22 protein-coding genes are annotated in these 22,848 nt (G+C 49.8%); 7 read left to right on the top strand and 15 right to left on the bottom strand.

Annotated elements, in window-relative coordinates; all coding sequences use genetic code 11:
• Positions 1–17 precede the first annotated feature (17 nt).
• The 5 genes from ACTHSA_RS01440 to rimP all read right to left on the bottom strand — a co-directional run bounded on the left by ACTHSA_RS01440 (position 18) and on the right by rimP (position 8,646).
• Positions 18–575: a nitroreductase family protein gene (locus ACTHSA_RS01440; RefSeq protein ID WP_049330902.1), complete on the bottom strand. Its 558-nt coding sequence runs from the start codon at positions 573–575 to the stop codon at positions 18–20.
• Between the two features lie 110 nt (positions 576–685).
• The gene (locus tag ACTHSA_RS01435; RefSeq protein ID WP_440366988.1) at positions 686–3,424 is read right to left on the bottom strand and encodes a calcium-binding protein; all 2,739 of its coding nucleotides are present in this window, start codon (positions 3,422–3,424) and stop codon (positions 686–688) included.
• Positions 3,425–3,775: 351 nt separating this feature from the next.
• Positions 3,776–6,670: a translation initiation factor IF-2 gene (gene infB, locus ACTHSA_RS01430; protein ID WP_440378785.1), complete on the bottom strand. Its 2,895-nt coding sequence runs from the start codon at positions 6,668–6,670 to the stop codon at positions 3,776–3,778.
• An 11-nt stretch (positions 6,671–6,681) separates the two neighbouring features.
• On the bottom strand, positions 6,682–8,187 hold the full coding sequence (gene nusA / locus ACTHSA_RS01425) for a transcription termination factor NusA (RefSeq protein WP_049335384.1): 1,506 nt from the start codon (positions 8,185–8,187) through the stop codon (positions 6,682–6,684).
• Between the two features lie 27 nt (positions 8,188–8,214).
• On the bottom strand, positions 8,215–8,646 hold the full coding sequence (rimP, locus tag ACTHSA_RS01420) for a ribosome maturation factor RimP (RefSeq protein ID WP_003685973.1): 432 nt from the start codon (positions 8,644–8,646) through the stop codon (positions 8,215–8,217).
• A 343-nt stretch (positions 8,647–8,989) separates the two neighbouring features.
• On the opposite strand from rimP, the gene serC reads away from it, so the two are divergent.
• Positions 8,990–10,096 (top strand): phosphoserine transaminase, encoded by a 1,107-nt coding sequence (serC, locus tag ACTHSA_RS01415; protein ID WP_049335386.1) that lies wholly within the window; start codon positions 8,990–8,992, stop codon positions 10,094–10,096.
• A gap of 63 nt (positions 10,097–10,159) precedes the next feature.
• Here the strand turns inward: serC and ACTHSA_RS01410 are convergent, their stop codons facing one another.
• From ACTHSA_RS01410 to rnhA, 4 genes are all read right to left on the bottom strand, one after another.
• A complete protein-coding gene (locus ACTHSA_RS01410) occupies positions 10,160–11,353 on the bottom strand; it encodes an LD-carboxypeptidase (protein WP_049335388.1) in 1,194 nt (397 codons plus the stop codon).
• A gap of 73 nt (positions 11,354–11,426) precedes the next feature.
• Entirely contained in the window at positions 11,427–11,825 is a 399-nt protein-coding gene (locus ACTHSA_RS01405; protein ID WP_440366985.1) for an HIT family protein, read from the bottom strand.
• Entirely contained in the window at positions 11,822–12,136 is a 315-nt protein-coding gene (locus ACTHSA_RS01400) for a hypothetical protein (protein ID WP_049335391.1), read from the bottom strand. Before ACTHSA_RS01400 ends, ACTHSA_RS01405 begins: the two co-directional genes overlap by 4 nt.
• 10 nt (positions 12,137–12,146) lie before the next feature.
• Positions 12,147–12,584: a ribonuclease HI gene (gene rnhA / locus ACTHSA_RS01395; RefSeq protein WP_049335392.1), complete on the bottom strand. Its 438-nt coding sequence runs from the start codon at positions 12,582–12,584 to the stop codon at positions 12,147–12,149.
• Positions 12,585–12,710: 126 nt separating this feature from the next.
• Here rnhA and ACTHSA_RS01390 point away from each other — a divergent pair, with 126 nt between their 5' ends.
• Together ACTHSA_RS01390 and tehB are read left to right on the top strand one after the other, a co-directional pair.
• Positions 12,711–13,100 (top strand): PH domain-containing protein, encoded by a 390-nt coding sequence (locus ACTHSA_RS01390; RefSeq protein ID WP_004519323.1) that lies wholly within the window; start codon positions 12,711–12,713, stop codon positions 13,098–13,100.
• A gap of 12 nt (positions 13,101–13,112) precedes the next feature.
• Complete coding sequence (gene tehB / locus ACTHSA_RS01385; RefSeq protein WP_039861960.1) at positions 13,113–13,982, top strand: SAM-dependent methyltransferase TehB; 870 nt, start codon at positions 13,113–13,115, stop codon at positions 13,980–13,982.
• Positions 13,983–14,038: 56 nt separating this feature from the next.
• Here the strand turns inward: tehB and ACTHSA_RS01380 are convergent, their stop codons facing one another.
• Both ACTHSA_RS01380 and ACTHSA_RS01375 read right to left on the bottom strand, forming a co-directional pair.
• A complete protein-coding gene (locus ACTHSA_RS01380; protein WP_004519325.1) occupies positions 14,039–14,539 on the bottom strand; it encodes a GNAT family N-acetyltransferase in 501 nt (166 codons plus the stop codon).
• A 13-nt stretch (positions 14,540–14,552) separates the two neighbouring features.
• Positions 14,553–15,089: an isochorismatase family protein gene (locus tag ACTHSA_RS01375; RefSeq protein ID WP_440366982.1), complete on the bottom strand. Its 537-nt coding sequence runs from the start codon at positions 15,087–15,089 to the stop codon at positions 14,553–14,555.
• Positions 15,090–15,242: 153 nt separating this feature from the next.
• Here ACTHSA_RS01375 and argS point away from each other — a divergent pair, with 153 nt between their 5' ends.
• The gene (gene argS, locus ACTHSA_RS01370) at positions 15,243–16,961 is read left to right on the top strand and encodes an arginine--tRNA ligase (protein WP_440366980.1); all 1,719 of its coding nucleotides are present in this window, start codon (positions 15,243–15,245) and stop codon (positions 16,959–16,961) included.
• A gap of 154 nt (positions 16,962–17,115) precedes the next feature.
• Here the strand turns inward: argS and ACTHSA_RS01365 are convergent, their stop codons facing one another.
• Positions 17,116–17,472 carry an STAS/SEC14 domain-containing protein gene (locus ACTHSA_RS01365; RefSeq protein WP_003678720.1) on the bottom strand — a complete coding sequence of 119 codons (357 nt, stop codon included), beginning with the start codon at positions 17,470–17,472 and terminating at the stop codon, positions 17,116–17,118.
• Positions 17,473–17,490: 18 nt separating this feature from the next.
• The gene (locus tag ACTHSA_RS01360) at positions 17,491–18,381 is read right to left on the bottom strand and encodes a DMT family transporter (RefSeq protein WP_440366976.1); all 891 of its coding nucleotides are present in this window, start codon (positions 18,379–18,381) and stop codon (positions 17,491–17,493) included.
• Positions 18,382–18,556: 175 nt separating this feature from the next.
• Here ACTHSA_RS01360 and ACTHSA_RS01355 point away from each other — a divergent pair, with 175 nt between their 5' ends.
• Positions 18,557–18,904 carry a hypothetical protein gene (locus ACTHSA_RS01355; RefSeq protein WP_004519329.1) on the top strand — a complete coding sequence of 116 codons (348 nt, stop codon included), beginning with the start codon at positions 18,557–18,559 and terminating at the stop codon, positions 18,902–18,904.
• Between the two features lie 72 nt (positions 18,905–18,976).
• Here ACTHSA_RS01355 and ACTHSA_RS01350 read toward each other — a convergent pair whose 3' ends face one another.
• A complete protein-coding gene (locus ACTHSA_RS01350; RefSeq protein ID WP_004519330.1) occupies positions 18,977–19,729 on the bottom strand; it encodes a CPBP family glutamic-type intramembrane protease in 753 nt (250 codons plus the stop codon).
• A gap of 205 nt (positions 19,730–19,934) precedes the next feature.
• Between ACTHSA_RS01350 and ACTHSA_RS01345 the strand changes: the two genes are divergently transcribed.
• Positions 19,935–20,333 carry a DUF350 domain-containing protein gene (locus tag ACTHSA_RS01345; protein WP_039861961.1) on the top strand — a complete coding sequence of 133 codons (399 nt, stop codon included), beginning with the start codon at positions 19,935–19,937 and terminating at the stop codon, positions 20,331–20,333.
• A gap of 201 nt (positions 20,334–20,534) precedes the next feature.
• Here ACTHSA_RS01345 and ACTHSA_RS01340 read toward each other — a convergent pair whose 3' ends face one another.
• Positions 20,535–21,365: an outer membrane beta-barrel protein gene (locus ACTHSA_RS01340; RefSeq protein ID WP_039861962.1), complete on the bottom strand. Its 831-nt coding sequence runs from the start codon at positions 21,363–21,365 to the stop codon at positions 20,535–20,537.
• 430 nt (positions 21,366–21,795) lie between these two features.
• On the opposite strand from ACTHSA_RS01340, the gene ACTHSA_RS01335 reads away from it, so the two are divergent.
• Positions 21,796–22,809 (top strand): SPFH domain-containing protein, encoded by a 1,014-nt coding sequence (locus tag ACTHSA_RS01335; RefSeq protein WP_049335400.1) that lies wholly within the window; start codon positions 21,796–21,798, stop codon positions 22,807–22,809.
• Positions 22,810–22,848 lie beyond the last annotated feature (39 nt).

The raw sequence follows: 22,848 nt of genomic DNA, 5'->3' as shown, positions 1-22,848 counted from the left end.
CTTAGTATTTTCAGGCTTTACCAATAAGTTGTAAAACATTCTAAGTTGGTATTTTTCGGGCCGCTTCCTTCTTCGGTCGGCGAACCAATCATCATCAGGCCGATGATTTTGTCTTTGTCGGCACACTCAAATGCTTCGCGCAACAATGGGCTGTTGACCCACATGCCCGTAATCCAAACATTGTCGAAGCCTTGAGCAGAAGCAGCCAGTTGTAAAGCATAGGCGGCGCAGCCTGCAGTCAGCATTTGCTCCCATTCAGGTTTGGGTTTCGCCACTTCACGGTTTGGCGCAAATGTAACGCCAATAATCATAGGCGCCATGTTGCCGACGCGTTCGGCCTTTTTCATGGCATCATCACCGAAGTTGAGTTCGGTAACGGTCTTGCCCAAAAGCTCGCGGAAACGTTGTAAGCCGGCCTCGCTTTGAATTACAGTAAAGCGGTAAGGGCGCATATTGCCGTGATCAGGTACTTGTGTTGCCGCTTGCAGCATTTGTTCCAGTTGCTCGGCATTGGGTGCAGGAGCAGTCAGTTTTTTGGAAGAGCGACGAGTGGTGAGGAGATTTAAGGCATCCATTTTTATTCTTTCTTGTGAATTCGAATGAGAATAATTATATAGCAGAACGATAAATAAATCAGCAAAGGACTAAGGCCGTCTGAATTAAGGTTTCAGACGGCCTTTGAGTTTTACAGGATACCGTTGTTTTGTGTATTTTCAGTAATCAGTGCTTTGCTGATTTCATCGGCGGTGTAGCTCTTACCGTTTCCGAATACAAAGCTGTCGACATTATTGTTGGCAATGTCATGGATGGTCAGGGTGTCGCCTGTATCTTTGATGGTTAAGACCCAATCATCGCCGGTTTTCAACTGTAAATCTTTCAGCGTCAGCCCTTCTTTGAAAAGGACTTGGGTATCGCTGCCACCATACGGATTAAAGGTGTCGTTGCCGCTGTTTCTGCCAAACATGATAACGGTGTTGTCGGCACCCGGGTCGGTAATGGTATCGTTGCCGCCGGCCGTATCAACGATGTTGATGCCTCGGCCCAAAGTAATGGTTTCATCGCTTCGGTTGCCCCTGTATTCGACAACAGAAGTGTAATGCGACAAATCTAAATCGCTGTTGTCGCTATCGGCGTGGATGGTGTGATTGAAGTTGTTGTACACATCACGGTTGAGTTCTTCAACGGGTTGGCCTGTGTATTGGACGATGTTTTTGTTGCCGATCATGTGCGGGATAGACAGTTTGAAGTGGTTGATCAGCTCGCCTGTGCTGTATGAGGTATTGCCGTCAAACTGAAACTCGGAAATCGCACCATAAATACCGCTTTGGTTTTTGATGGTTAAAACATCGTCCGTGCCTTTAATGCGGATATGCCAAGTATCGCCATCCAACAGGGGGGGGGATACAAATTGGTTGCTGTCGGGTATGTCGGCAATCCCGGTTTTGTCGTAACCTTTTTCAACGGTAATTTCGAGGTCGTCAAGGGTAATGCCGCCGGTAAATTTAACGACATTAGCGTTGAGTCTGTGTAGGCTTGCCTCGCTATCAAAACCGAAGTTGTAGTCGAAAATGGTGTCGTGGCCGTAACCTTTTCCGAAAACATAGGTGTCGTTGTGTTCTCCGCCTTCCAGATAATCATTGCCTGCGCCGCCGTCGAGTAAGTCGGTGCCTACATGGGCATAGAGTTTGTCGTTACCGTTGCCACCATAGAATTTATCGTCGGAAGCAGGTTCGTTGCCGTAATAGGTTTCGCTGTGTTCGCGTAAGATGTCATCTCCGTCGTGGCCATAGAGGGTGTCATGGCCGTCGTTGCCAGCGTCAATTTCATTGTCGGCTGCATTACCATGCAAAGTGTCGTCGCCGTTTGTGCCGGCAAATTTAATGGTTTCGGCTTTCACTGGTTGGAAGGCCTGTTGGAACTGCGCGGCAGTGTAGGTTTGGTCGTTGAACTGGAAACGGTCGATGGAAATACTGCCATCCGCGCCGATTTGGTTTTGAATCAGGGCTGAACCTTGTTCGGAAGTAATTTCCCAGCTTTGGCTGCCATCATCGTTATGAATGGTCTTCAGGTTGAGCTTGGCATTGTTCAGGCCGTCTGAAAACTTGAGGGTATTGATGCCTTGGTTGTCGATAATGGTATCGTTGTCGCCGTAGATATAGGTATCGTTTCCGGCGCCGCCTTTCAGAATGTCTTTACCTTTGCCGCCCACCAAAATGTCGTCGCCTGAATCACCATTGATGACATCGTTACCGTCGCCGCCATCCAGATAATCGTTGCCCTCGCCGCCGTTTAGGTTGTCGTTGCCACCCATGCCGTAAACAGTATCATCACCGCGTCCGCTGTTGAGGCGGTTGCGGCCTTCGTTACCGGTCAGAATGTTATTGCTGTTGTTGCCGGCGGCAAAAATATTGGTCGAGCCGGTTAAGGTAACATTTTCGACGTGGATAGCGGCAGTATGGGAAATGCTGCTGAATACGGTGTCTTCGCCGCCGCCAGCCTGTTCAATCACCACGTCTTTTACATCATCAACGTAGTAAGTGTCATTGCCGTCTCCGCCTTCCATAATGTCGGAACTGGCCTTGCCGTCGATAATATCATCGCCGGATGTGCCGATGAGGTAGTCATTGTCGTCGCTGCCATCGATGGTCTGACCGCTTTCGGTATGCTCAGTCAGGGAAATATCGAAATATTTGGCAAAGTTGTTTACATCCAGTTTTTGTGTGCCAATGATGAAGTGGGAGACTGCCGGTGTGGTACCGTTTTGAGTGTATTGGTTTTTGATGGTTAAAACGGCGTTGCTGTTTTTCACGGCAATCAGCCAGTCATGACCGCCGGTTTCATTGTTTCGGACTTCAACGGTTAAATCGTTAAGGCTCAGGTCAGTATGGAAGCGGATGCTGTTGTGGCCTTGGTTGTCGATGATGGTGTCTTGCTCGCTTTTGGCAGAGAAAAGGTAGGTGTCGTCACCTTCGCCACCTTCAAGCACATCGTTGCCTGTTTCTCCGTTGAGGGTGTCATTGCCTGTTTCGCCGAAAAGACGGTCGTCGCCTTCGCCGCCGTTGATGAAATCGTTACCGCCACCGCCGTAAACGATGTCGTCTCCGCGGCCGCTGTTGAGGCGGTTGCGGCCTTCATTGCCGATGAGGATGTTGTTGCTGTTGTTGCCTGCACCGAAGATGTTGGCTGTACCCGTCAAAACAAGGTTTTCAACGTGGTTTGGAAGGGTATAGCTGACGTTGCTGTAAACCGTATCATCGCCACCATTTGGATTTTCAATGATTTTATCGTCGCTGCGGGTTACATAATAAACGTCATCTCCCGATGTACCTGTTGTTGCTTGTGCAATAGGGGATGGCTGTAATTGCTCTAAATGTCGTAATTCAAATTGCGCATTGCGGATGCGCATTGCTTTTTCGATTGTCATGATATTTTCTTTAGATATTGATGAGAGTAACAAGGAAGTAAACGTATCCGGCATATGACCGGTATTGCTTAATTTGTATTGTGTTTAGGCTGTATATACTAGTGCCGAAATTTGAGAAAAACAACAGAAACGTTAAGATATGACAATATATAGAGAGCCTTATCAGGCTTAGTTTGCCGTCTATTCTTTTGCCAAATGGCTTTGCCTTGTGCGGCTGTTTTGTTTCTTATATACCACACATCAATTTCAATAGTTTCAAACTATGAATGGTTGTAAAAAGGCCGTCTGAAAAATTAGAAGCAGGTTTCGCATTGCAAAACCTGCTTCTAATTTTTCAGACGGTCTGTCTGATTACAGAGTACGGGCAACTTCGACGATGTCGAAACATTCGAGTTGGTCGCCTTCCATAATCTCGTTGTAGCCTTTGAGCATCAGACCACACTCGAAGCCCATGCGGACTTCTTTGACGTCGTCTTTGTAGCGTTTCAAAGAAGATAGCTCGCCGGTATGGATAACCACGTTGTTGCGGATGAGGCGGACATGGGAATCGCGTTTGACCACCCCATCGGTAACCATACAGCCTGCAATATTACCGACTTTGGAAACGGAGATAACCTGACGGATTTCGACCGTGCCGGTTACTTGCTCTTTCTCTTCCGGAGAGAGCATACCGCTCATGGCGGCTTTCACGTCGTCGATGGCATCGTAAATGATGTTGTAGTAACGGATTTCCACGTTTTCATTCTCAGCCAGTTTGCGTGCGGAAGCATCTGCACGGACGTTAAAGCCGATGATGAATGCGCCGGAAGCGATGGCCAAGTTGACATCCGATTCGGTAATGCCGCCCACGCCGCTGTGCAACACGTTCACTTTCACTTCGTCGGTGGACAGTTTTTTCAGGCTGCCAGCCAAAGCTTCGTAAGAACCTTGTACGTCTGCTTTGATGATGACGGACAAGGATTGGGCTTGGTTTTCGCCCATGTTGTTGAACATGTTTTCCAGTTTTGCGGCCTGTTGTTTGGCTAAGCGCACGTCGCGGTATTTGCCTTGACGGAAGAGGGCGATTTCGCGCGCTTTTTTCTCGTCGGCCAATACCATTGCATCTTCGCCTGCGTTCGGTACATCGGACAAGCCGAGGATTTCGACAGGGATAGACGGGCCGGCTTCATTGATGGCTTTGCCGTTTTCGTCAACCATTGCACGGATTTTACCGAATGCAGTACCGGCCAGCAGCATATCGCCTTTTTTCAGTGTACCGCTTTGAACCAGCAATGTGGCAACCGCGCCGCGGCCTTTGTCCAAACGTGCCTCAACAATGATACCTTTGGCAGGTGCATCGACTGGGGCAGTCAGTTCCAAAACTTCGGCTTCGAGCAAGACGGCTTCGAGCAATGCATCGATGTTCAGGCCTTTTTTAGCGGAAACGTCGATAAACTGTACATCGCCGCCCCATTCGTCAGGCACGACTTCGTGCGCAGTCAGCTCTTGGCGGATACGCTCAGGGTTGGCGGCTTCTTTATCGATTTTGTTGACGGCAACCACAATTGGTACGCCGGCGGCTTTAGCGTGGGCAATTGCCTCGATGGTTTGCGGCATCACGCCGTCGTCGGCGGCAACCACGAGGATCACGATATCGGTTGCTTTCGCACCGCGCGCACGCATTGCGGTAAACGCTTCGTGACCCGGAGTATCCAAGAAAGTAATCACGCCGCGAGGGGTTTCAACGTGGTATGCACCGATGTGTTGGGTAATGCCACCCGCTTCGCCTTGTACCACTTTGGCGCGGCGGATGTAGTCCAGCAGGGAAGTTTTACCGTGGTCAACGTGACCCATCACGGTAACAACCGGTGGACGCGGCAATGCTTCGGCTTCAACTGCTTCAACGCCTTCATCCAGGAATGCTTCAGGGTCGTCGGCTGCAGCAGGTTTGCCGATGTGGCCGAGTTCTTCCACTACAATCAGGGCAGTGTCTTGGTCGATAGATTGGTTAATGGTTACCATCATGCCCATTTTCATCAGGGCTTTAACCACTTCGACGCCTTTAACGGCCATTTTGTGTGCCAAGTCGGCAACGGTAATGGTTTCAGGTACCAAAACTTCGTGTACGACAGGTTCGGTCGGCGCTTGGAAGGCGTGTTGGTTTGGCTCAAGTTTGAGTTTTTTGCCTTTTTTACCGCTGCGTACGCGATCGTCGTCGCCATTGCGTGCATTGTTGCGGTCGCGACCACCTTTGCCGCCTTTGCCTTTGGCGTTACGGCCTTGGTTTTCTTCGTCACGGTCACGACGGTCTTCTTTTTTACCGCGCGCGTTGTGTTCGGATTTGCCTTCGCCGGATGCCGCTTTTGCTTTCTCGGCAGGTTTATTGCGTTCGCCTGATTTGGCTTCTTTAGTAGGTTTTGAGTCTTGATCGGCCTGTTGTTTCATGGCTTCACGGCGTGCTTGACGCTCTTGTTTTTCTTTCAACAAGGCTTCTTGATGCGCACGCAGGGCGGCGGCACGACGGGCTTCTTCATCGCGTTGAGCCTGTTCTTCCACGCTGACGACAGGTTGCGGTACGGCAGGAGCGGCAGGTTTGGCTGCCTTTTTCGCTTCTTTGCCTTTGCCGCCTTTGTCTTGTTTGGCTTTGGCAGGTTTCTTGGCTTCGGCTGGTTTTTCAGCTTCAACGGATTTTTCAGACGGCTTGTTGTCTGCTTTAGCTTCAACTTTTGCTTCGGCCTTGGCTTCTACGGCTTCAACCGGTTTGGCTTCTTCTTTTTGGGCTTCGGCAGGTTTGCCTTCCGCTTTTGGTGCGGCTTTGGCTGCTTTCAGTCTGGCTGCTTCAGCCTCTGCTTTGGCACGGGCTTCGGCTTTGGCGGCAGCTTCTGCTTCAGCTTTGGCTTTTTCTTCGGCAGCTTGGGCGGCTGCTTTTTCTGCTTCGGCTTTTTGGTTTTCCGCTGCTACTTTGGCTTTGGCTTCCGCTGCCAATTCTTCGGAAGAAGGAATGGTAACGGCACGGCTGCGGCGGCGTGTTTCCACTTTTACGCCATCAACGGTGCTGACTTCGGTTTTTTTGCGGCGGATGCTGATGGTGCCGCTATTGCTGCCGTTTTTCTTTTGCAGGTAAGCAGTCAACAGTTGTTTGTCGTCAGTGGTTATGCTGTCATTACCACTGTTTTTGTTGACCCCGGCTTCTTTCAATTGTTTAAGCAAATCATCGACGGGGCGGTTTAGTTCGGCGGCAAATTGCGCTACGGTTGTATTACTCATTCAGTACCCCCTTAGTTATTTTCTTCAGTAAACCAGTGTTCGCGTGCAGCCAAAATCACTTTTTTGGCTTCTTCTTCGTCAACACCGGTAATTTCGACCAATTCGTCAACAGACAATTCGGCCAGATCATCGCGTTGGGTAACGCCGGCTTCGGCCAGTTTGCGCAACATATCGGAATTTACGCCGTCTAAATTGCGCATGTCTTCAGACACTTCACCCAGTTTTTCTTCTGCGGCGATGGTAATGGTCAGGATAGCGTCGCGTGCGCGGTTGCGCAGGGTTTCAACAATTTCTTCGTCAAAGCCGTCAATGGCGAGTAATTCTGCCGCTGGAACGTAAGCAACTTCTTCCAAAGTGGCAAAGCCTTCTTCCACCAAGATATCGGCGGTTTCGTCGTCGATGTTCAAGTGGGTGGTGAAGAGGTTGCGGATAACCGCGTCTTCGGCGGCATTGCGCTCGTCGGCTTCTTCAACGGTCATGATGTTCAGCTGCCAGCCGGTCAGGATGGAAGCCAGACGGACGTTTTGACCGCCGCGGCCGATGGCCAGCGCCAGTTGGTTTTCATCAACAATCACGTCAACAGCGTGTTTGTCTTCATCAATCACGATGCGGCTCACTTCGGCAGGAGACAGCGCATTCATCACGAATTGCGCAGGCTCAGGAGACCACAATACGATGTCGATGCGTTCGCCGGACAATTCGTTGCTCACGGCGTTAACACGAGAACCGCGCACGCCGATACAAGTACCTTGCGGGTCGATGCGTTGGTCGTTGGCTTTAACGGCAACTTTGGCGCGTTGGCCGGGGTCGCGTGCTACTTCGCGGATTTCCAACAGGCCGTCTGCAATTTCAGGTACTTCGTTGGCGTAGAGTTTGGCCAAGAAGTCGCCGCTGGTACGGCTCAAAATGACTTGTTTGCGGCCGGTATTGCCGATTTCGTCCACACGCAGGAAGAGGGCGCGGATGCGGTCGCCGCTGCGGAAGTTTTCGCGCGGAATCATTTCTTCGCGCGGAATCAGTGCGTCGAGTTTGCCCGCGACGACTTCAACGATGATGCCGTGGCGCTCGACGCGTTTTACCGTACCGGAAACGATGTCTTCTTTAGAAGCGAGGAACTCGTTCAGGTTTTGCTCGCGCTCCGCATCACGGATGCGTTGCAGGATGATTTGTTTGGCAGTTTGTGCGGCTTGGCGGCCGAAACCTTCGTTTGGCAGCTGCTCTTCGTAGTATTCGCCGATTTGGATGGTTGTGCCGGGAATTTCTTCTTGGATTTCCTCGATGGTTTTTTCTACGTCGGGGTAGGTGTAGTCTTCATCGGCAACAATCAGCCAGCGGCGGAAGGTTTGGTATTCGCCGGTATCGCGGTCGATTTCGACACGCACGTCCATGTGCTCGCGGTCGGCTTTTTTCTTGGCGGCAGTAGAGAGGGCGAATTCAAGGGCTTTGAATACGACTTCCGTTTCAACGTTTTTTTCACTTGCCAGCGCTTCGGCCAGCTGTAACATTTCGCGACTCATTTTCTAGAATCTCCAAGTAATCGGTTTTTAAAATTTAAATTCGGGGCGCAAACGGGCTTTGTCGATGTTGCTCAATTCGATTTGGGCGGTTTTGCCGTCGAAAGAGACGGTAACGATGTCGTTTTCGCAAGATTCGATGCGGCCGATGAAGTTTTTCTGACCATCAATCGGCAGGCGTGTTTTGATTTTGGCGTTCTGGCCGGCAAAGCGCACGAAGTCGGCGGCTTTTTTCAACGGACGGTCAAGGCCAGGGCTGGAGATTTCCAAACGTTTGTAGTCGATGTCTTCAACCATAAACACGCGGCTCAGATGGTTGCTGACAGTAGCGCAGTCTTCGACGGTGATGCCGCCTTCTTTATCGATGAAAACGCGTAAATCGCCTTGTGCGGTCAGTTCGAAATCGACCAGCTCGTAGCCCAAGCCAGGCAGGGTTTTATCAAGAATGCTTTGAATATCCATGCTTCTCCAGAAGTACATAAACAAAAAAATGGCCGCGCGGCCATTTTTCGTGTGATTTGAAAAATTGGCCTATTATAACTGTTTTCAAGATAAAAGAAAAGTGTTGATTTGGCGTGGATTTTTTGAAGTGATTGCTTAAATGTAAAGGGGAGGGTTGAGGCCGTCTGAAAAGGAAATTGTTGACAAGTTTTGGTGTGGTGTTTCTTAAATTAGTTTGGAAAACAAATAATTGGTATTGCTTTGTTTTCAGACGGCCTTGGATTTTCTGATTTTTCGTGCTTGCACAATGTGCAAGGCGGTTCTACAATTTCTTCATACCCACCGAATAAGAAAGAAGGCCGCCATGTCCGCACACCCGATTTACAATTTTTCCGCAGGTCCTGCCGTATTGCCGGAAACGGTATTGCGTACCGCGCAACAGGAAATGCTCGACTACAACGGTACGGGCTTTCCCGTGATGGCGATGAGCCACCGTTCGGATATGTTTTTGAGTATTCTGCATCATGCCGAACAAGACTTGCGCCAGCTTTTGAATATTCCGTCCAACTATAAAATCCTATTTTTACAGGGCGGTGCGACCGCGCAATTCAATATGGCGGCCATGAATTTGGCGCACGGTTTTGCGACTGCCGACGCGGTGGTAACGGGCAACTGGAGCCGTATTGCCTATGAACAGATGAGCCGTTTAAGCAATGCCGAAATCCGTTTGGCCGCGCATGGCGGCGAGCAATATGCCTATAAAAATCTGCCTGCGGTTGAGGATTGGGATGTCAACCCGAATTCCGCGTTTGTTCATTTTGCGATTAATGAAACCGTGAACGGCTTGCAGTATCAAAACGTCCCCAAACTTTCAGACGGCCTGCCGCCGCTGGTGTGTGATATGTCGAGCGAGATTTTGTCGCGTGAGTTTGATGTATCCGATTACGGCCTGATTTATGCCGGCGCGCAAAAAAATATCGGCCCAGCCGGTGCGACCGTGGTCATTATCCGCGAGGATTTGCTGGAGCGTTGTCCGAACGATATTCCCGATGTGTTCAACTACCGTTCTCATATCAACCGCGACGGTATGTACAACACGCCGTCCACCTATGCGATTTATATGTCGGGCTTGGTGTTCCGCTGGTTGCAAACGCAGGGCGGTGTGAAAAAAATTGAAGCGGTCAATCGAATGAAGGCGCAAACCTTGTATGAGGCGATAGACGGCAGCGGCGGTTTTTACATCAACGATATTTATCCTGATGCGCGTTCCAAAATGAACGTGGTCTTCAAAACCGCAAGCGAGGATTTGGACCGCCACTTTGTGTTGGAGGCCGAGTTGCAGGGCTTGTGCCTGCTCAAGGGCTATAAAACCGTCGGTGGTATGCGCGCCAGCATTTACAATGCGATGCCGCTTGAAGGTGTGAACGCGTTGGCCGAATTTATGAAAGATTTCCAACGACGTTACGGTTAAGATGAAGATATAAAAAGGCCGTCTGAAACTGGGTTTCAGACGGCCTTTTGATTTGAACAAGCCTTATTCGGTCACTTCTTCAGTAATGCTGTCGCGGTAGATGGTGCTGTCGTAAGTCGGCACGGGAGGCGGCAGCAGGTTGTTGAGCGTCAGCGCGGACGGGTTCAGCGTCGGGTAGCCGCTGAAGGTGACGGAATAACCGCCGTTGCCGGTACTGCGGACTTTGGCATGCGCACCCAACGGGAAAGTGGTTTTGTTGGTGATGTGGCCGAATGGGAAACCGGTCAACACAGGAATCTTGGCGGTGCGCGAAATGTGGTTGACGACGGCGGAGAAGTCGTAGCTGGAATCGTACGCGTCACGGATGGTGCCCATGCGGAAATCGCCGAAGATGATGGTGCGTTGTTTTTGCAAAACACCTGACAGATAAAGCGTATTGAGCATACGCTCGATGCGGTAAGGCTGCTCGCTGACGTCTTCGATAAAGAGGATGCCGCCTTGAATATCGGGCATGTAAGGTGTGCCGGCGAGGGATGCGAGAACGCTGAGGTTGCCGCCCCACAATGTGCCTTCGACGTTGACATCGGCGCGTTGGATGGTCGGAACATCAACGATGTTGACGTTGTTGGTCGTGCCGCGGATGAAGGAATCCATGGTAAAGACGCTGGGGTCTGCTTTGCCGAATTCGCTGTACACCATCGGGCCGGCAAAGCTCATCATATTGCCTTTGGCCAACAGGGCGAGTTGGACGGCGCACACGTCGCTGAAGCCGAAGAACAATGTGCTGCGTTCGCGCATTCTGGCGCCGAGTGAGGCGAAGTCGATTTGCGGCAGGATACGTGCCGCGCCATAGCCTCCGCGCAGGCCCATGAGGACTTTGGGCGTTTCGACGCGGCCGCTGGCAACGTCTTGGAAGTCGGCGGCACGTTGGGCATCGGAGCCGGCGAAGCGTTGGTAACGGCGGCTGCCTGCCTGTTGGTTGGTTACGGTAAAGCCTGCGTTGTAGAGGCGGGTCAGGCCGGTGGTTACGCGGTTGGGGTCTTCGGCGAAGCCTGACGGCGCAACAACGCGCAGGAGGTTGTCGCCGGAACGTGGCGGATGGGGTTGCTTAGGTTGCACGGTTTGGGCTTTCGCGGTGGTGGAAGTGGTTTTGGTTTGCGGCGTGGTGGTCGTGCCTGTACCGCAGGCTTGCAACAACCCTGCGCCTGCCGCGGCAGAGCAGGTGCGCAGAAAATGGCGGCGCGTGGTGGAAGTCATTGAGGTTTTCCTTTCGTTATATGTTCAGACGGCCTGAACTGGGCGTGTCGGCCCTTATAGGCCGTCTGAAAGTTTAAGCGATTAAGTTTTTGATTTGTTGCGGCCAATTTTCGAGCAGGGTCATACCGTGTTCGCGTACGGGTGCGGCCCAAATCGGCGCAGGAAAGTTGGCGTCGTTTTCAAAGCGGGCGATGACGTGCCAATGCAAGTGAGGCACAACATTGCCGAGGCTGGCCAGATTGATTTTGGCCGAGCGGAAGACTTGGCGCATTGCGGCTTCAACCTGATACACCATTTCCATGATTTCATTGCGTTCGGCAGGGGAAAGGTCGGTCATCTCGGAAACATGGTTATTCCAAATCACGCGGCAGAATGCCGGTGCGCCGGCTTCATTGTGGACGGCGATAACGCGCAGGTTTGGCGTTTGCAGCAAAATATCTTCGTTGTCGGCAGTGCAGATGGGGCAGGTCATGGGTTTTTCTTTCTCAGTCTGAATAGGAATCGGATGATTTCAATCAGGATTTTTAGAACAAGGTAAATGGCAGTCAGAGATATGAATGCGAAAAGCCACGGTTCAGGTATAAACCACCAAAATAAATAGGAGGGCGTGATTAAGTCGGCACATTCTTCGGCACTCTTAACGTGATCGCACAAGCCAAAGCGAAAAAAATCATTGACATCATGAAAGGGCGAATAGGCGAACATAAGTGCTATGGGCGTCACACAAATCAATGCAATGATGGCAATCCAAAAGAATGGTTTGAGATGTTTGAGTGCAGTCATGGATGAAATGTTATAAAAATTTTGCCGCGCCCTTATTGGCAAGTTCGTCAGCTTTTTCGTTTTCTGGGTGTCCGGCATGGCCTTTTACCCATGTCCAGCGGACATCGTGTTGTTGAACCAAACTATCCAGCTCTTTCCATAAGTCGTCGTTTTTAACCGGTTTTTTGGCGGCGGTTTTCCAGCCGTTTTTTTTCCAACCGCGTATCCAGCTTTCCATGCCGTTTTTGACGTATTGCGAGTCGGTGCAGATGACGACTTGGCAGCGGCGTTTTAGGGATTTCAGGCCTTCGATGACGGCAGTCAGTTCCATACGGTTGTTGGTGGTTTCGGCTTCGCCGCCGAACAGTTCTTTTTCGTGTGTGCCGTAGCGCATAAATACACCCCAGCCGCCTGCGCCGGGGTTGCCTTTGCATGCGCCGTCTGTGTAGAGGTAAACGGGTTTATCCATGGGCATGTCTTTGTCGAATAAGGCGGTATCATTATCATAACATAAGGCCGTCTGAAATATCGGCAAATACGGTTTACGCGTGTAAAATACCCTGCGCTTTATCACTCGTATAGAAAGAAGGCAGATATGGGATTGTTCAGCGGCCTTTTGGGCAATGCTTCGCAAAAAGACGCCGATGCGGTGGAACGCGATTTGGCGAATATCCTGATTGATGGCGAACAGGTAAAAATGGCATTCAGCCTGGTGCGCGATTTGATTGTGTTTACCGAATATCGGCTGGTGTTGGTGGACAAGCAGGGGTTGACCGGCAAGAAAGTGTCTTACCGTTCGATTCCATACCGTTCAGTATCGCGCTTTTCGGTGGAAACCTCGGGTCATTTTGATTTGGATGCCGAGCTGAAGATTTGGGTTTCTTCCGGCGAGGTGCCAACCGAAACCTTGCAATTTAAAAGCGACAAGAGCGTGATTGCCATTCAAAAAGCCTTGGCAGAAGCTGTGTTGAAACCGTCAAAATAGAAAGGAAACATGATGAGCGAACAGCAAGAATTGTTTTGTTACAAGCAGATGCCGGTGTGGACGGCGGACGAGATTCCCGAAGCCTTGTTGTCCAAACACAATACTGCCGCCGGTACTTGGGGCTGCCTCAATGTCCTCCAAGGCCGTCTGAACTTCAATGAAGTGGACGAGGCGGGCAATGTTACGTCCACGCACGAGCTGACGCCTGAAAGCGATGATTGGATTATCCATCCGCAAGCATGGCACTTTATCGCGCCGCAAACGCAAGACACGGAAATCCAACTGTCGTTTTACTGCGAGGCGGCAGACTATTTCAATAAGAAATACGGCATGAGCGCGACACATTCGGCCGTCCGTGCTGCCGAAGGCATCGTACCTGTCGGCAAGGTTTTGGATATGGGCTGCGGTCAGGGCCGCAATGCGCTGTATCTGGGTTTGAAAGGTTTTGACGTTACCGCTGTCGATAATAATCCCCATGCGGTTCAAAACGTGGAAGAGCTGGCGCGTATCGAAGAGTTGAATGTCCGCGCGTTTGAATACGACCTCAACGCCGCCAATATTCAGGAAAACTTCGATTATATGGTGGCGACCGTGGTGTTTATGTTCCTGATGCCGCGTTACGTTCCTGACGTGATTGCCAATATAAAGGAACACACCAACCCCGGCGGCTACAACCTGATCGTGTCTGCGATGGATACGGAAGATTTCCCTTGCCCGATGCCGTTCCCGTTCAAGTTTAGTGAGGGCGAGCTGCGCGAATACTATAAGGATTGGGAATTGGTGGAATACAAGGAAGAGCTGGGTTCGATGCACGCGAAAGACGAATTCGGCAATCCGATTCAGTTTAAATTCGTTACCATGCTGGCGAAGAAACCGGAATAAAGGTTTTGCCGTCAAAAGGCCGTCTGAATTCAGTTTTCAGACGGCCTTTGCCGTAATCAATCCACAATCCTTTTGCCCAAAATCACCACGTCTGCCAACATGGTTTCCAAATCGCAGACTTGCGGCAGCCGCCCCCATTCTTCAAAACCGAAACGGTGAAACAGGTTCAGGCTCGGATAGTTGTGGCCGAACACAAGCGCGATGACGTTGTGGATGTCTAAGGACGGTGCGCGTTCGAGCATGTGCCGCAACAGGATTTTGCCCACGCCTGCACCGCGCATATCGTGGCGGACATAAATGCTGACTTCCGCGCTGATGTGGTAGGCGTAGCGTGGATGGTAGTCGCTGAAACTACCCCAGGCCAATACGGTGCCGTCGGCATCGTAAAGGGCGTAGATCGGGCGTTTGTCCGTGTGCGCGGCAAACCACATTTCGCGTTCGGCAACCGTGGTCGGCGACAAATCGGCCGTGGATTGGCGCGTGGCCACGGTGCTGTTGTAAATATCGACGATGGCGGGCAAGTCTTGGCGCAGGGCAGGGCGGATGGTGTATTGCATTTCAGACGGCCTGTTATTGAATCAGTTTGGAGATAGTCTTAAAGGCCGGATGTTTGGCATCACCGAGCAGTTGGAACAAAATACTTTCGACATTGGAAATGATAATGCCCTGACGGCTCAGTTGCGCCAAACCATTGTCGCGGTTGGCCGTTGTACGCGAGGCGGTGCATTCAAAAGGCAGGGATACGGCGTAACCTTGCGCCTTCAAATCCAAGGCCGTCTGAAGCATACAGATATGCGCTTCCGCTCCAACTAAAATAACGTTTTTGACGTCGTTTTTGCGTAATATTGCCTGAATTTCAGGTAAAAACGCTGAAAATCGGGTTTTCTCGACAACAGGCGTACCTTCGGGCAACAGCAGCGATACGGCGGATACGGTGTTGCCCAAACCTTTCGGATACTGTTCGGTTACGGCAAAGGGTACGTCCAAAGCCGTCAAACCTTGAATCAGCAGGCGGCAGCGTTCCAACATTTCGTCCGCGCCGGAGAGGGCGGGCAGCAGGCGTTCTTGGATATCGACAATCAGACAAAGCGTATTTTTGGGGTTCATGGCTTTTCCTTTCAGACGGCCTTTACAGCAAAATCGTTGAATCAGAATGCAATCATATAACAAGCCGCTGGAGAAGTATTGCAGCTTGCCCTGTTTTAAAGCCCGAAATTCTTTTAAAATACCGCCTGATTTGAATTGATAGAGACCGACAACATGAATTTATACCAAACCGTCGAACGTGAAGCCCAAGCAGCCTTTGCCGCCACAGGCATTGCCGACAGCCCCGTTGTTTTGCAGCCGACCAAGAATGCCGAACACGGCGATTTCCAAATCAACGGCGTGATGGGTGCGGCGAAAAAAGCCAAACAAAATCCGCGCGAGTTGGCGCAAAAAGTGGCCGAGGCATTGGCGGACAACGCTGTGATTGAAAGTGCGGAAGTAGCCGGCCCGGGCTTTATCAACCTGCGCCTGCGTCCTGAATTCCTCGCCCAAAACATTCAGACGGCCTTGAACGACGCGCGTTTCGGCGTAGCGAAAACCGACAAACCGCAAACCGTCGTTATCGACTATTCTTCGCCTAATCTGGCTAAAGAAATGCACGTCGGCCACCTGCGTTCCAGCATCATCGGCGACAGCATTTCACGCGTGTTGGAATTTATGGGCAACACCGTCATCCGCCAAAACCACGTCGGCGACTGGGGTACGCAGTTTGGCATGTTGGTCGCTTATTTGGTTGAACAGCAAAAAGACAATGCCGCGTTCGAGCTGGCGGATTTGGAGCAATTTTACCGCGCCGCCAAAGTGCGCTTTGACGAAGATCCAGCCTTTGCCGATACCGCACGCGAATACGTTGTGAAGCTGCAAGGCGGCGATGAAACCGTTTTGGCATTGTGGAAACAGTTTGTCGATATTTCACTCTCGCACGCCCAAGCCGTTTATGACACGCTGGGCTTGAAACTGAGCCCTGAAGACGTGGCGGGCGAATCTAAATACAACGACGATTTGCAGCCTGTGGTCGATGATTTGGTCGAAAAAGGTTTGGCAGTCGAAGACGACGGCGCGAAAGTCGTGTTCTTGGACGAGTTCAAAAACAAAGAGGGCGAACCTGCCGCATTTATCGTGCAAAAACAAGGCGGCGGCTTCCTTTATGCTTCCACCGACTTGGCGTGTTTGCGCTACCGTGTCGGCACGCTTCATGCCAACCGCTTGCTGTACGTCGTCGACCACCGCCAAGCCTTGCACTTTGAGCAACTCTTTACCACTTCACGCAAAGCAGGCTATCTGCCGGAAGATGTAAAAGCTGAGTTTATCGGCTTCGGCACCATGATGGGCAAAGACGGCAAACCGTTCAAAACGCGCAGCGGCGACACCGTAAAACTGGTTGATTTGCTGACCGAAGCTGTTGAGCGTGCCACCGCTTTGGTGAAAGAGAAAAACCCTGAATTGGGCGCAGACGAAGCAGGAAAAATTGGCAAAACCGTCGGCATCGGCGCGGTCAAATACGCCGATTTGAGCAAAAACCGCACCAGCGATTATGTGTTCGACTGGGACGCCATGCTTTCGTTTGAAGGCAACACCGCCCCCTACCTGCAATATGCCTATACCCGCGTACAAAGCGTGTTCCGCAAAGCAGGCGAATGGGACGCAACCGCGCCAACCGTTTTGACCGAACCTTTGGAAAAACAACTGGCCGCCGAGCTGCTGAAATTTGAAGACGTACTGCAAAGCGTGACAGATACTGCGTATCCGCACTACCTCGCCGCCTACCTCTATCAAATCGCTACCTTGTTCAGCCGCTTCTACGAAGCCTGCCCGATTTTGAAATCAGAAGGCGCAACCCGCAACAGCCGTCTGCAACTGGCAAAGCTGACCGGCGACACGCTGAAACAAGGCTTGGAATTGTTGGGTATTGATGTATTGAGTGTTATGTAAGTTTTTGAATAAAAACGATGAAAGGCCGTCTGAAACTTTGCAGGTTGCAAGGTTTCAGACGGCCTTTTTTATGCTTTGACAGATGTCGTGATGCCGTTGTTTGAGCCTAAGCGGTTTTATATTTGCTCAATAATGCGTTCAGACGGCCTTGTCTTTATTTCAAATTGCTTGCCAACAACCAAGCCTGTGCTTCGGCAGCGTCGCTGAAATATTTGGGATGTTGGTTGGTCAAGAGGCTGGAAAGGCGCGCGCCAAGTTTGATCCAAATGTCGTCGGTAATAACGGCAACGCGGCCGAAGTCGGTTTCATGTTGGTTGAGGAATTTGATTTGCTCGACCGCCATATCGATGGTGAAGTCTTTCAGCATGGACAAGTCCAACAGGATGTCGGGCAGATGGACTTTTTGTTTTGCGGCCAACAAGGCTTCTTCCAATTGGCGGAAATCGTCCAAAGTGAACTCGTTGTACAGCGCTACGTTTAAGCCGTAAGATTGTTCGCGGATGGAAATCATGGTGTTCTCCTTGTTAAATTATTGCTTCATCAGAAATTTTTTGATTGAGGCCGGAGTAAAACTGCTGAACACGCCGCCTGCAACAATGATAACCATGCCGGCGGCTTCCTGCCAAGTGATTTTATCGCCGAAAAGCAGTACGCCGGACAGGGCGGAGAAAACGACAGCCAGGTAGGAAAGTGAGGCAACGGTAAATTTCTTGCCGACCTTATAGGCGCGGGTCATGGCCAGTTGGGCAATCATGGCGGAGATGCCGATGCCGGCCAGATAGGGCAGGGAAGACACGGTCAGCGGATGCCAGCCGGTAAAGCAATTCCAAATGGCAGACATAATCAGGCCGGTAAGCGACAGATAAAACACCACGCGCCAGCCAGGCTCGCCCAAAAGCGAGAGTTCGCGCACCTTCAAATACGCCCAGCCCGACATGGCGCCGCCTGCTAAGCTGACCAGCGCGGCAAATTCCTGTCCGCCTTGAAAAGATGGGTTGAGCAACAGGATAACGCCGATAAAGCCCATAACCAAAATGGCTTGGGTATAAAGCGTAATTCTTTCTTTTAAAATGAAAAATGAAAAGATGGCAAGCCAGATGGAGGACGTGTAGTTGAGTGTGACGCCTGTTGCCAGCGGCAGGTGCATGACGGAATAAAACGTGCACATCATGGCAAGCGTGCCGATGACGCTGCGGTTGAGATGGGTTTTCCAATGCGGCGTGGAAAACGTGTTGCCTTGCGCTTTGGCCATGATGCCTAAGAACAGGGTGGAGACCAGCATGCGCCAAAAGACCAGCTCGCCGCTGGAAAAGCCGAATTGCGTTGAGGCGGCTTTGATGGAGAGGTTCATGACGGTAAAGCCGAGCGCGGCAATAACCATCCATGCCGAGCCGAGCGGATCTTTTCTGACGGTTTCCATTTGATGGGTATATAAAGCGATTTTATTAATAAGAAAATATTATACAGATCAATCAGGCCGTCTGAAAAATATCGTTGGGTTTCAGACGGCCTTTAGATTAAGAAATGAGAATTATTATTGAACAATATAGTGGTTTTTTGTAGAATGAAAGCCCTATTTTCAAGAAAGGCTTGTCATGAAAGTTGCCAATATTTCTGCCGTATTGCTGTCTGCTTTGTTTTCCGTTGCTGTTTCTGCCGCGCCTTTGGGAGAGGTTTCTTCAGAAAACGGTAAGATTTTCAGCGGCGAAAATTACATGGTCGTTAAGAAAGACATGAAGAAAGGGGAGCAGATTAAGCCGCACGATCATCCGGGTTTTAAAACGTTGATTTTTGCCGTTGGAAAAGGAAGCTTTGACGTAACCTTGAATCAGAAGGAAAAACATACGGTTGGCGCAGGCTCGGTGCTGCGATTTGGCGGAGATGTCGTGATTGAGGCCGTTGCAACTGAAGATGCGAATGTGGCAATTACGTTGATTAAGTAAGCCGATAGATGATAAAAGGCCGTCTGAAGATGATGTTTCAGACGGCCTTGTTTATTCAGTCAACCATTGCCATTAAGCGCAAATCAAATAGATGAAGCCGGAGCCGAAGATATCTGCCAAGGCGTGAATCAGGAAAAACGGCAGCAGGTTTTTGACTTTGTATTTATAGAAGAAGTAGTACATCAAGCCGAAAACAACGCCGATAACGGTCGCCCAAAGCATGCCTTGATAAGTATGGAAGGAGATGCGCACCAAGGTCGAATAGGCCAATGCCTGCCATTTGTATTTGTCTTCCACGCAGGTCAAGAGGCCGAGGAAACAGAATTCCTCATAAAAGCCGTTTAAAAGGCCGTAGAGGATGGCCATCGGCGCAAGGGCGGCGAATTTGTCAAAAATGGATAATGGTTTGATGTATTGGAAGATTTCAGTGGTGAAGTAATTGTAGCCGCCGCTTAACGAAGTTACCGCATCGGCGGTCAGACCCATCAGGATAAAAATCACAGGCGTCCAAAACAACACGCCTAAGTTAAAACGAATCGGCAATTGTTTGAAGTCGAAACGGCGGATAACGAGGTAAATCAGAGCAATAGCAAGCAGCGTCAACTGCAGGCTCATGTTTTCAGAATAAGCCACGCCGGTTACCGCAGTATCGCGCGCCTCTTCGGCAACCGCGGCTGTTTCCACTTGCGGCATCAGGCTGGCGATATAAAGTTGGGTAGAACGGTAGGCAAATTGACCGAACAGGATAGCGGTCACAATCAGCATGTCAAACCAGCGCAAATGGCGCAAAGGCTCTTTAGGGCGGATAGCGGCGAGTATGCTCATATTCTCCTCTTTGCTCTAATAAATAACGGTGCGCAATAGTTACATAAACATACAAAAATCGTCAACGATTATCACAATAAAACATGAATTAAAAATCAGACCGTTTCAGACGGCCTGAAGCGCTTCTAAAAATGCCATATTTTTCGAAGGGTTTATCTTCAAAAATATGGCATAATCACTTTATTGCAAACCAAGGAATCTTATCGTGAGTATTTCTCTGTCCCAATATCTGCTCTACCTGCAATACATGTTGGCAGGTATCGCCATGACCGTTGTTTTTGCTGCCGTATATCTGCGGATTACACCCGTTGAAGAATTGCGCCTGATTAAAAACGGCAACCTTGCCTGCGCCTTGTCATTTGGCGGCGCGTTGGTCGGTTTTTGTCTGACGCTTGCCTCAAGCATTGCACACAGCGTCAGCTTCATCGATTTTATCCTGTGGGCCCTTGCCGCAGCCGTAATTCAGATTTTTGTCTATTTCGCTGCGACAATGATGATTAAAGGCGCTACCGCAGAACTCATCGGTAACAATGTTGCCGTCGGCGCGTTGTTTGGTGCAGTGTCCATCTCGATCGGCATTTTGAATGCGGCTTGCTTGACTTGATTTTGATGGTCGGTTGGATAGCAAAAGATGTGCTGTTCCTGACTCCTACCTAGAAAAATTATCGGTAGATTTTTTTGACTGATAAGGTCTTATGTCTGATGGTATTGGCGTTATAGTGAAATTCTGAAAGCATCAAAAAATTCAGACGGCCTGTTATATACAAGGCCGTCTGAAATGTTTTAACTACTTAAGTTTGCTAAATTAGAACGAGTATTGCAATCTTATGCCTGTTTCACGGGTGCGGTTTTTAGGTTCGATCGCGCCCAATTGAATGAAGCCATAGTCTTCTGTAACGGTGAAGTTTGAATCTTTGACTTTCCAGCCGCGATAGAACGGGGTCAGACTGATTTTAGAACCGTTAGAGAATTTTTTAGATACAGGTACTTCAACCTCAATACCTTGTCCACCGCCTTGTTTCATTCTGGTTTCTTCTCGATCTGGCTCGTAAGAATACTGGCGGCCCTTAACGGCACGATTGTAGGCAATACGAGGAGCAATCTCAAAGTTTGCTGGAAGTGCGATATTTACACCGGCATTGATTTGCGCATATGTGGTTCGGTTTTTGCGGTCATAATCATCAGGATCGACACGTCGGCTCAAATCTCTCAGAACACGGTGTCCCAAGCCTGCACCGGCAGTCAGGCTAAAGCGATCGTTAATTGGATGTGTATATTCATATAAGGCACGGATATCGTATGCGCGGCGAGGTGCATTTTTGAGTGTGGCAGAACCATAACCTGTGGATTCACCAAATCCATTTTGGAAGCTTCCTGTGTAATCTGATTTACCACGGGAATAACGGCCTTCCAATTTTGCCGCATGGCGATCGTTGAAACGGTATTTAACCCCCGCATTAATAGACCACAGGTTGCCTTTTTGTTGCATTATTCGACTACCATCTTGTTCATATTCGCGATAGGTTTCGTTGTAATATTCGCTGCCAACGGTAAATTCAACAGGGCGGGCAGCCTGTGCGCCTACTGCAGCAGACAGTGCTAACACAGCAAGACAGAAATGAGCAGAATTTTTCATGTAAATTCCTTTTAGTTTGGGAAAATCAGTGTGATAATTTAATGTTATTGCATGGCAAAGTTTATAATATTTAATGAACATTAACAATGCTGATGGGGTAATATATTTACTTTTATTATATTCTTTAATGATTTATCGCAAATATTTGTCTTTTTTATGAGACAGTATGGATAAAAAACCTGGAAATAGTGTAAAACTGAGTCGGTAAGAGGTTTAATTTCGAAGTTTTCAAAAGTTAATATCTATATAGTTATTATTTAGTTTGCGATAAAAGTATATGCAGCCACCCACTCTATTCCCATGCATAAAGACATTTTGAATGTTAATATCGTATGACATTCTATTTATATAAAATAAGCGATATAACCGACTAGGCAAATTGACCTGACTGCCCATAAGTTATCCTTTCTTCTTCAAATAAGGAACTGCGATGTTCAACTTTATCAAGAAACAGTTTATCGACGTCATTCAATGGCCGAATCCCGATGACAGCCTGCTGATGTGGCGTTTTCCGATTGCCGATGAGGAGATCCAAAACGGTGCAAGCCTGACTGTGCGTGAGGCGCAGATGGCGATGTTTGTCGATGAAGGCGTAACCGCGGACGTGTTCGGTCCGGGGCGTTACACGCTCAATACGCAAACTCTGCCAGTGCTGACCAACTTGAAAAACTGGGACAAGCTTTTTGAGTCTCCGTTTAAATCGGATGTTTACTTTTTCAATACCAAACAACAGCTCGCACGAAAATGGGGTACGTCTCAACCAGTTACCGTGCGCGATGCCGAGTTTGGCGCGGTGCAACTGCGTTCGTTCGGTATGTATTCTTACCGCATCAGCGATCCGGCAAAATTCTTTAAAGAAGTCAGCGGTGTGGCGGCGCAATACAGCGGCGTAGACTTGGAAAACCAACTGCGCAATATCGCAGTCACCCAGTTGGCGGCCGCGTTCGGCAGCTCCGGTATCCCATTCTTGGATATGGCGGCGAACCAAGTTTTGCTGTCGCAAAAAATCGGCGAATTGCTTGGCGCGGAATTTGCCAAGCTGGGTTTGGCACTGGAAAACTTCACTGTTGAAAGCATTACTTTGCCCGCGTCTATTCAGGCTGCGTTGGATAAGAAAATTTCGATGGGTGTTATCGGCGATTTGGGACGCTACACCCAATATCAAACCGCCGAATCCATCCCGCTTGCGGCACAAAATGAAGGCGGACTTGCCGGAATCGGTGCAGGTTTGGGCGTAGGTGCCGGTATTGGTCAGGCGATGGCGGGTGCCATGGCTGGCATGATGCAGCCGAATGCGCAACAGGCTCAGCAAAATGCTCAGCCGGTTGCCGAAGATCCGCAGGCGAAATTGGTGAAACTCAAGTCTTTGCTGGATGGCGGTTTGATTTCGCAAGAAGATTTTGATAAGGCCAAGGCTGAAGTGTTGAAGCAGCTGATTGGTTAATCAATTGAAGGCCGTCTGAAAAATATCATTCAAAGAAGC

Origin of the sequence: Neisseria sp. P0008.S002, from assembly GCF_051962805.1 — a bacterium.
In the GTDB taxonomy this organism is placed as follows: Bacteria; Pseudomonadota; Gammaproteobacteria; order Burkholderiales; family Neisseriaceae; genus Neisseria; species Neisseria perflava.
The sequence above is the reverse complement of the archived record's forward strand: the minus strand, read 5'-3'. Positions and strand labels throughout refer to the sequence as shown.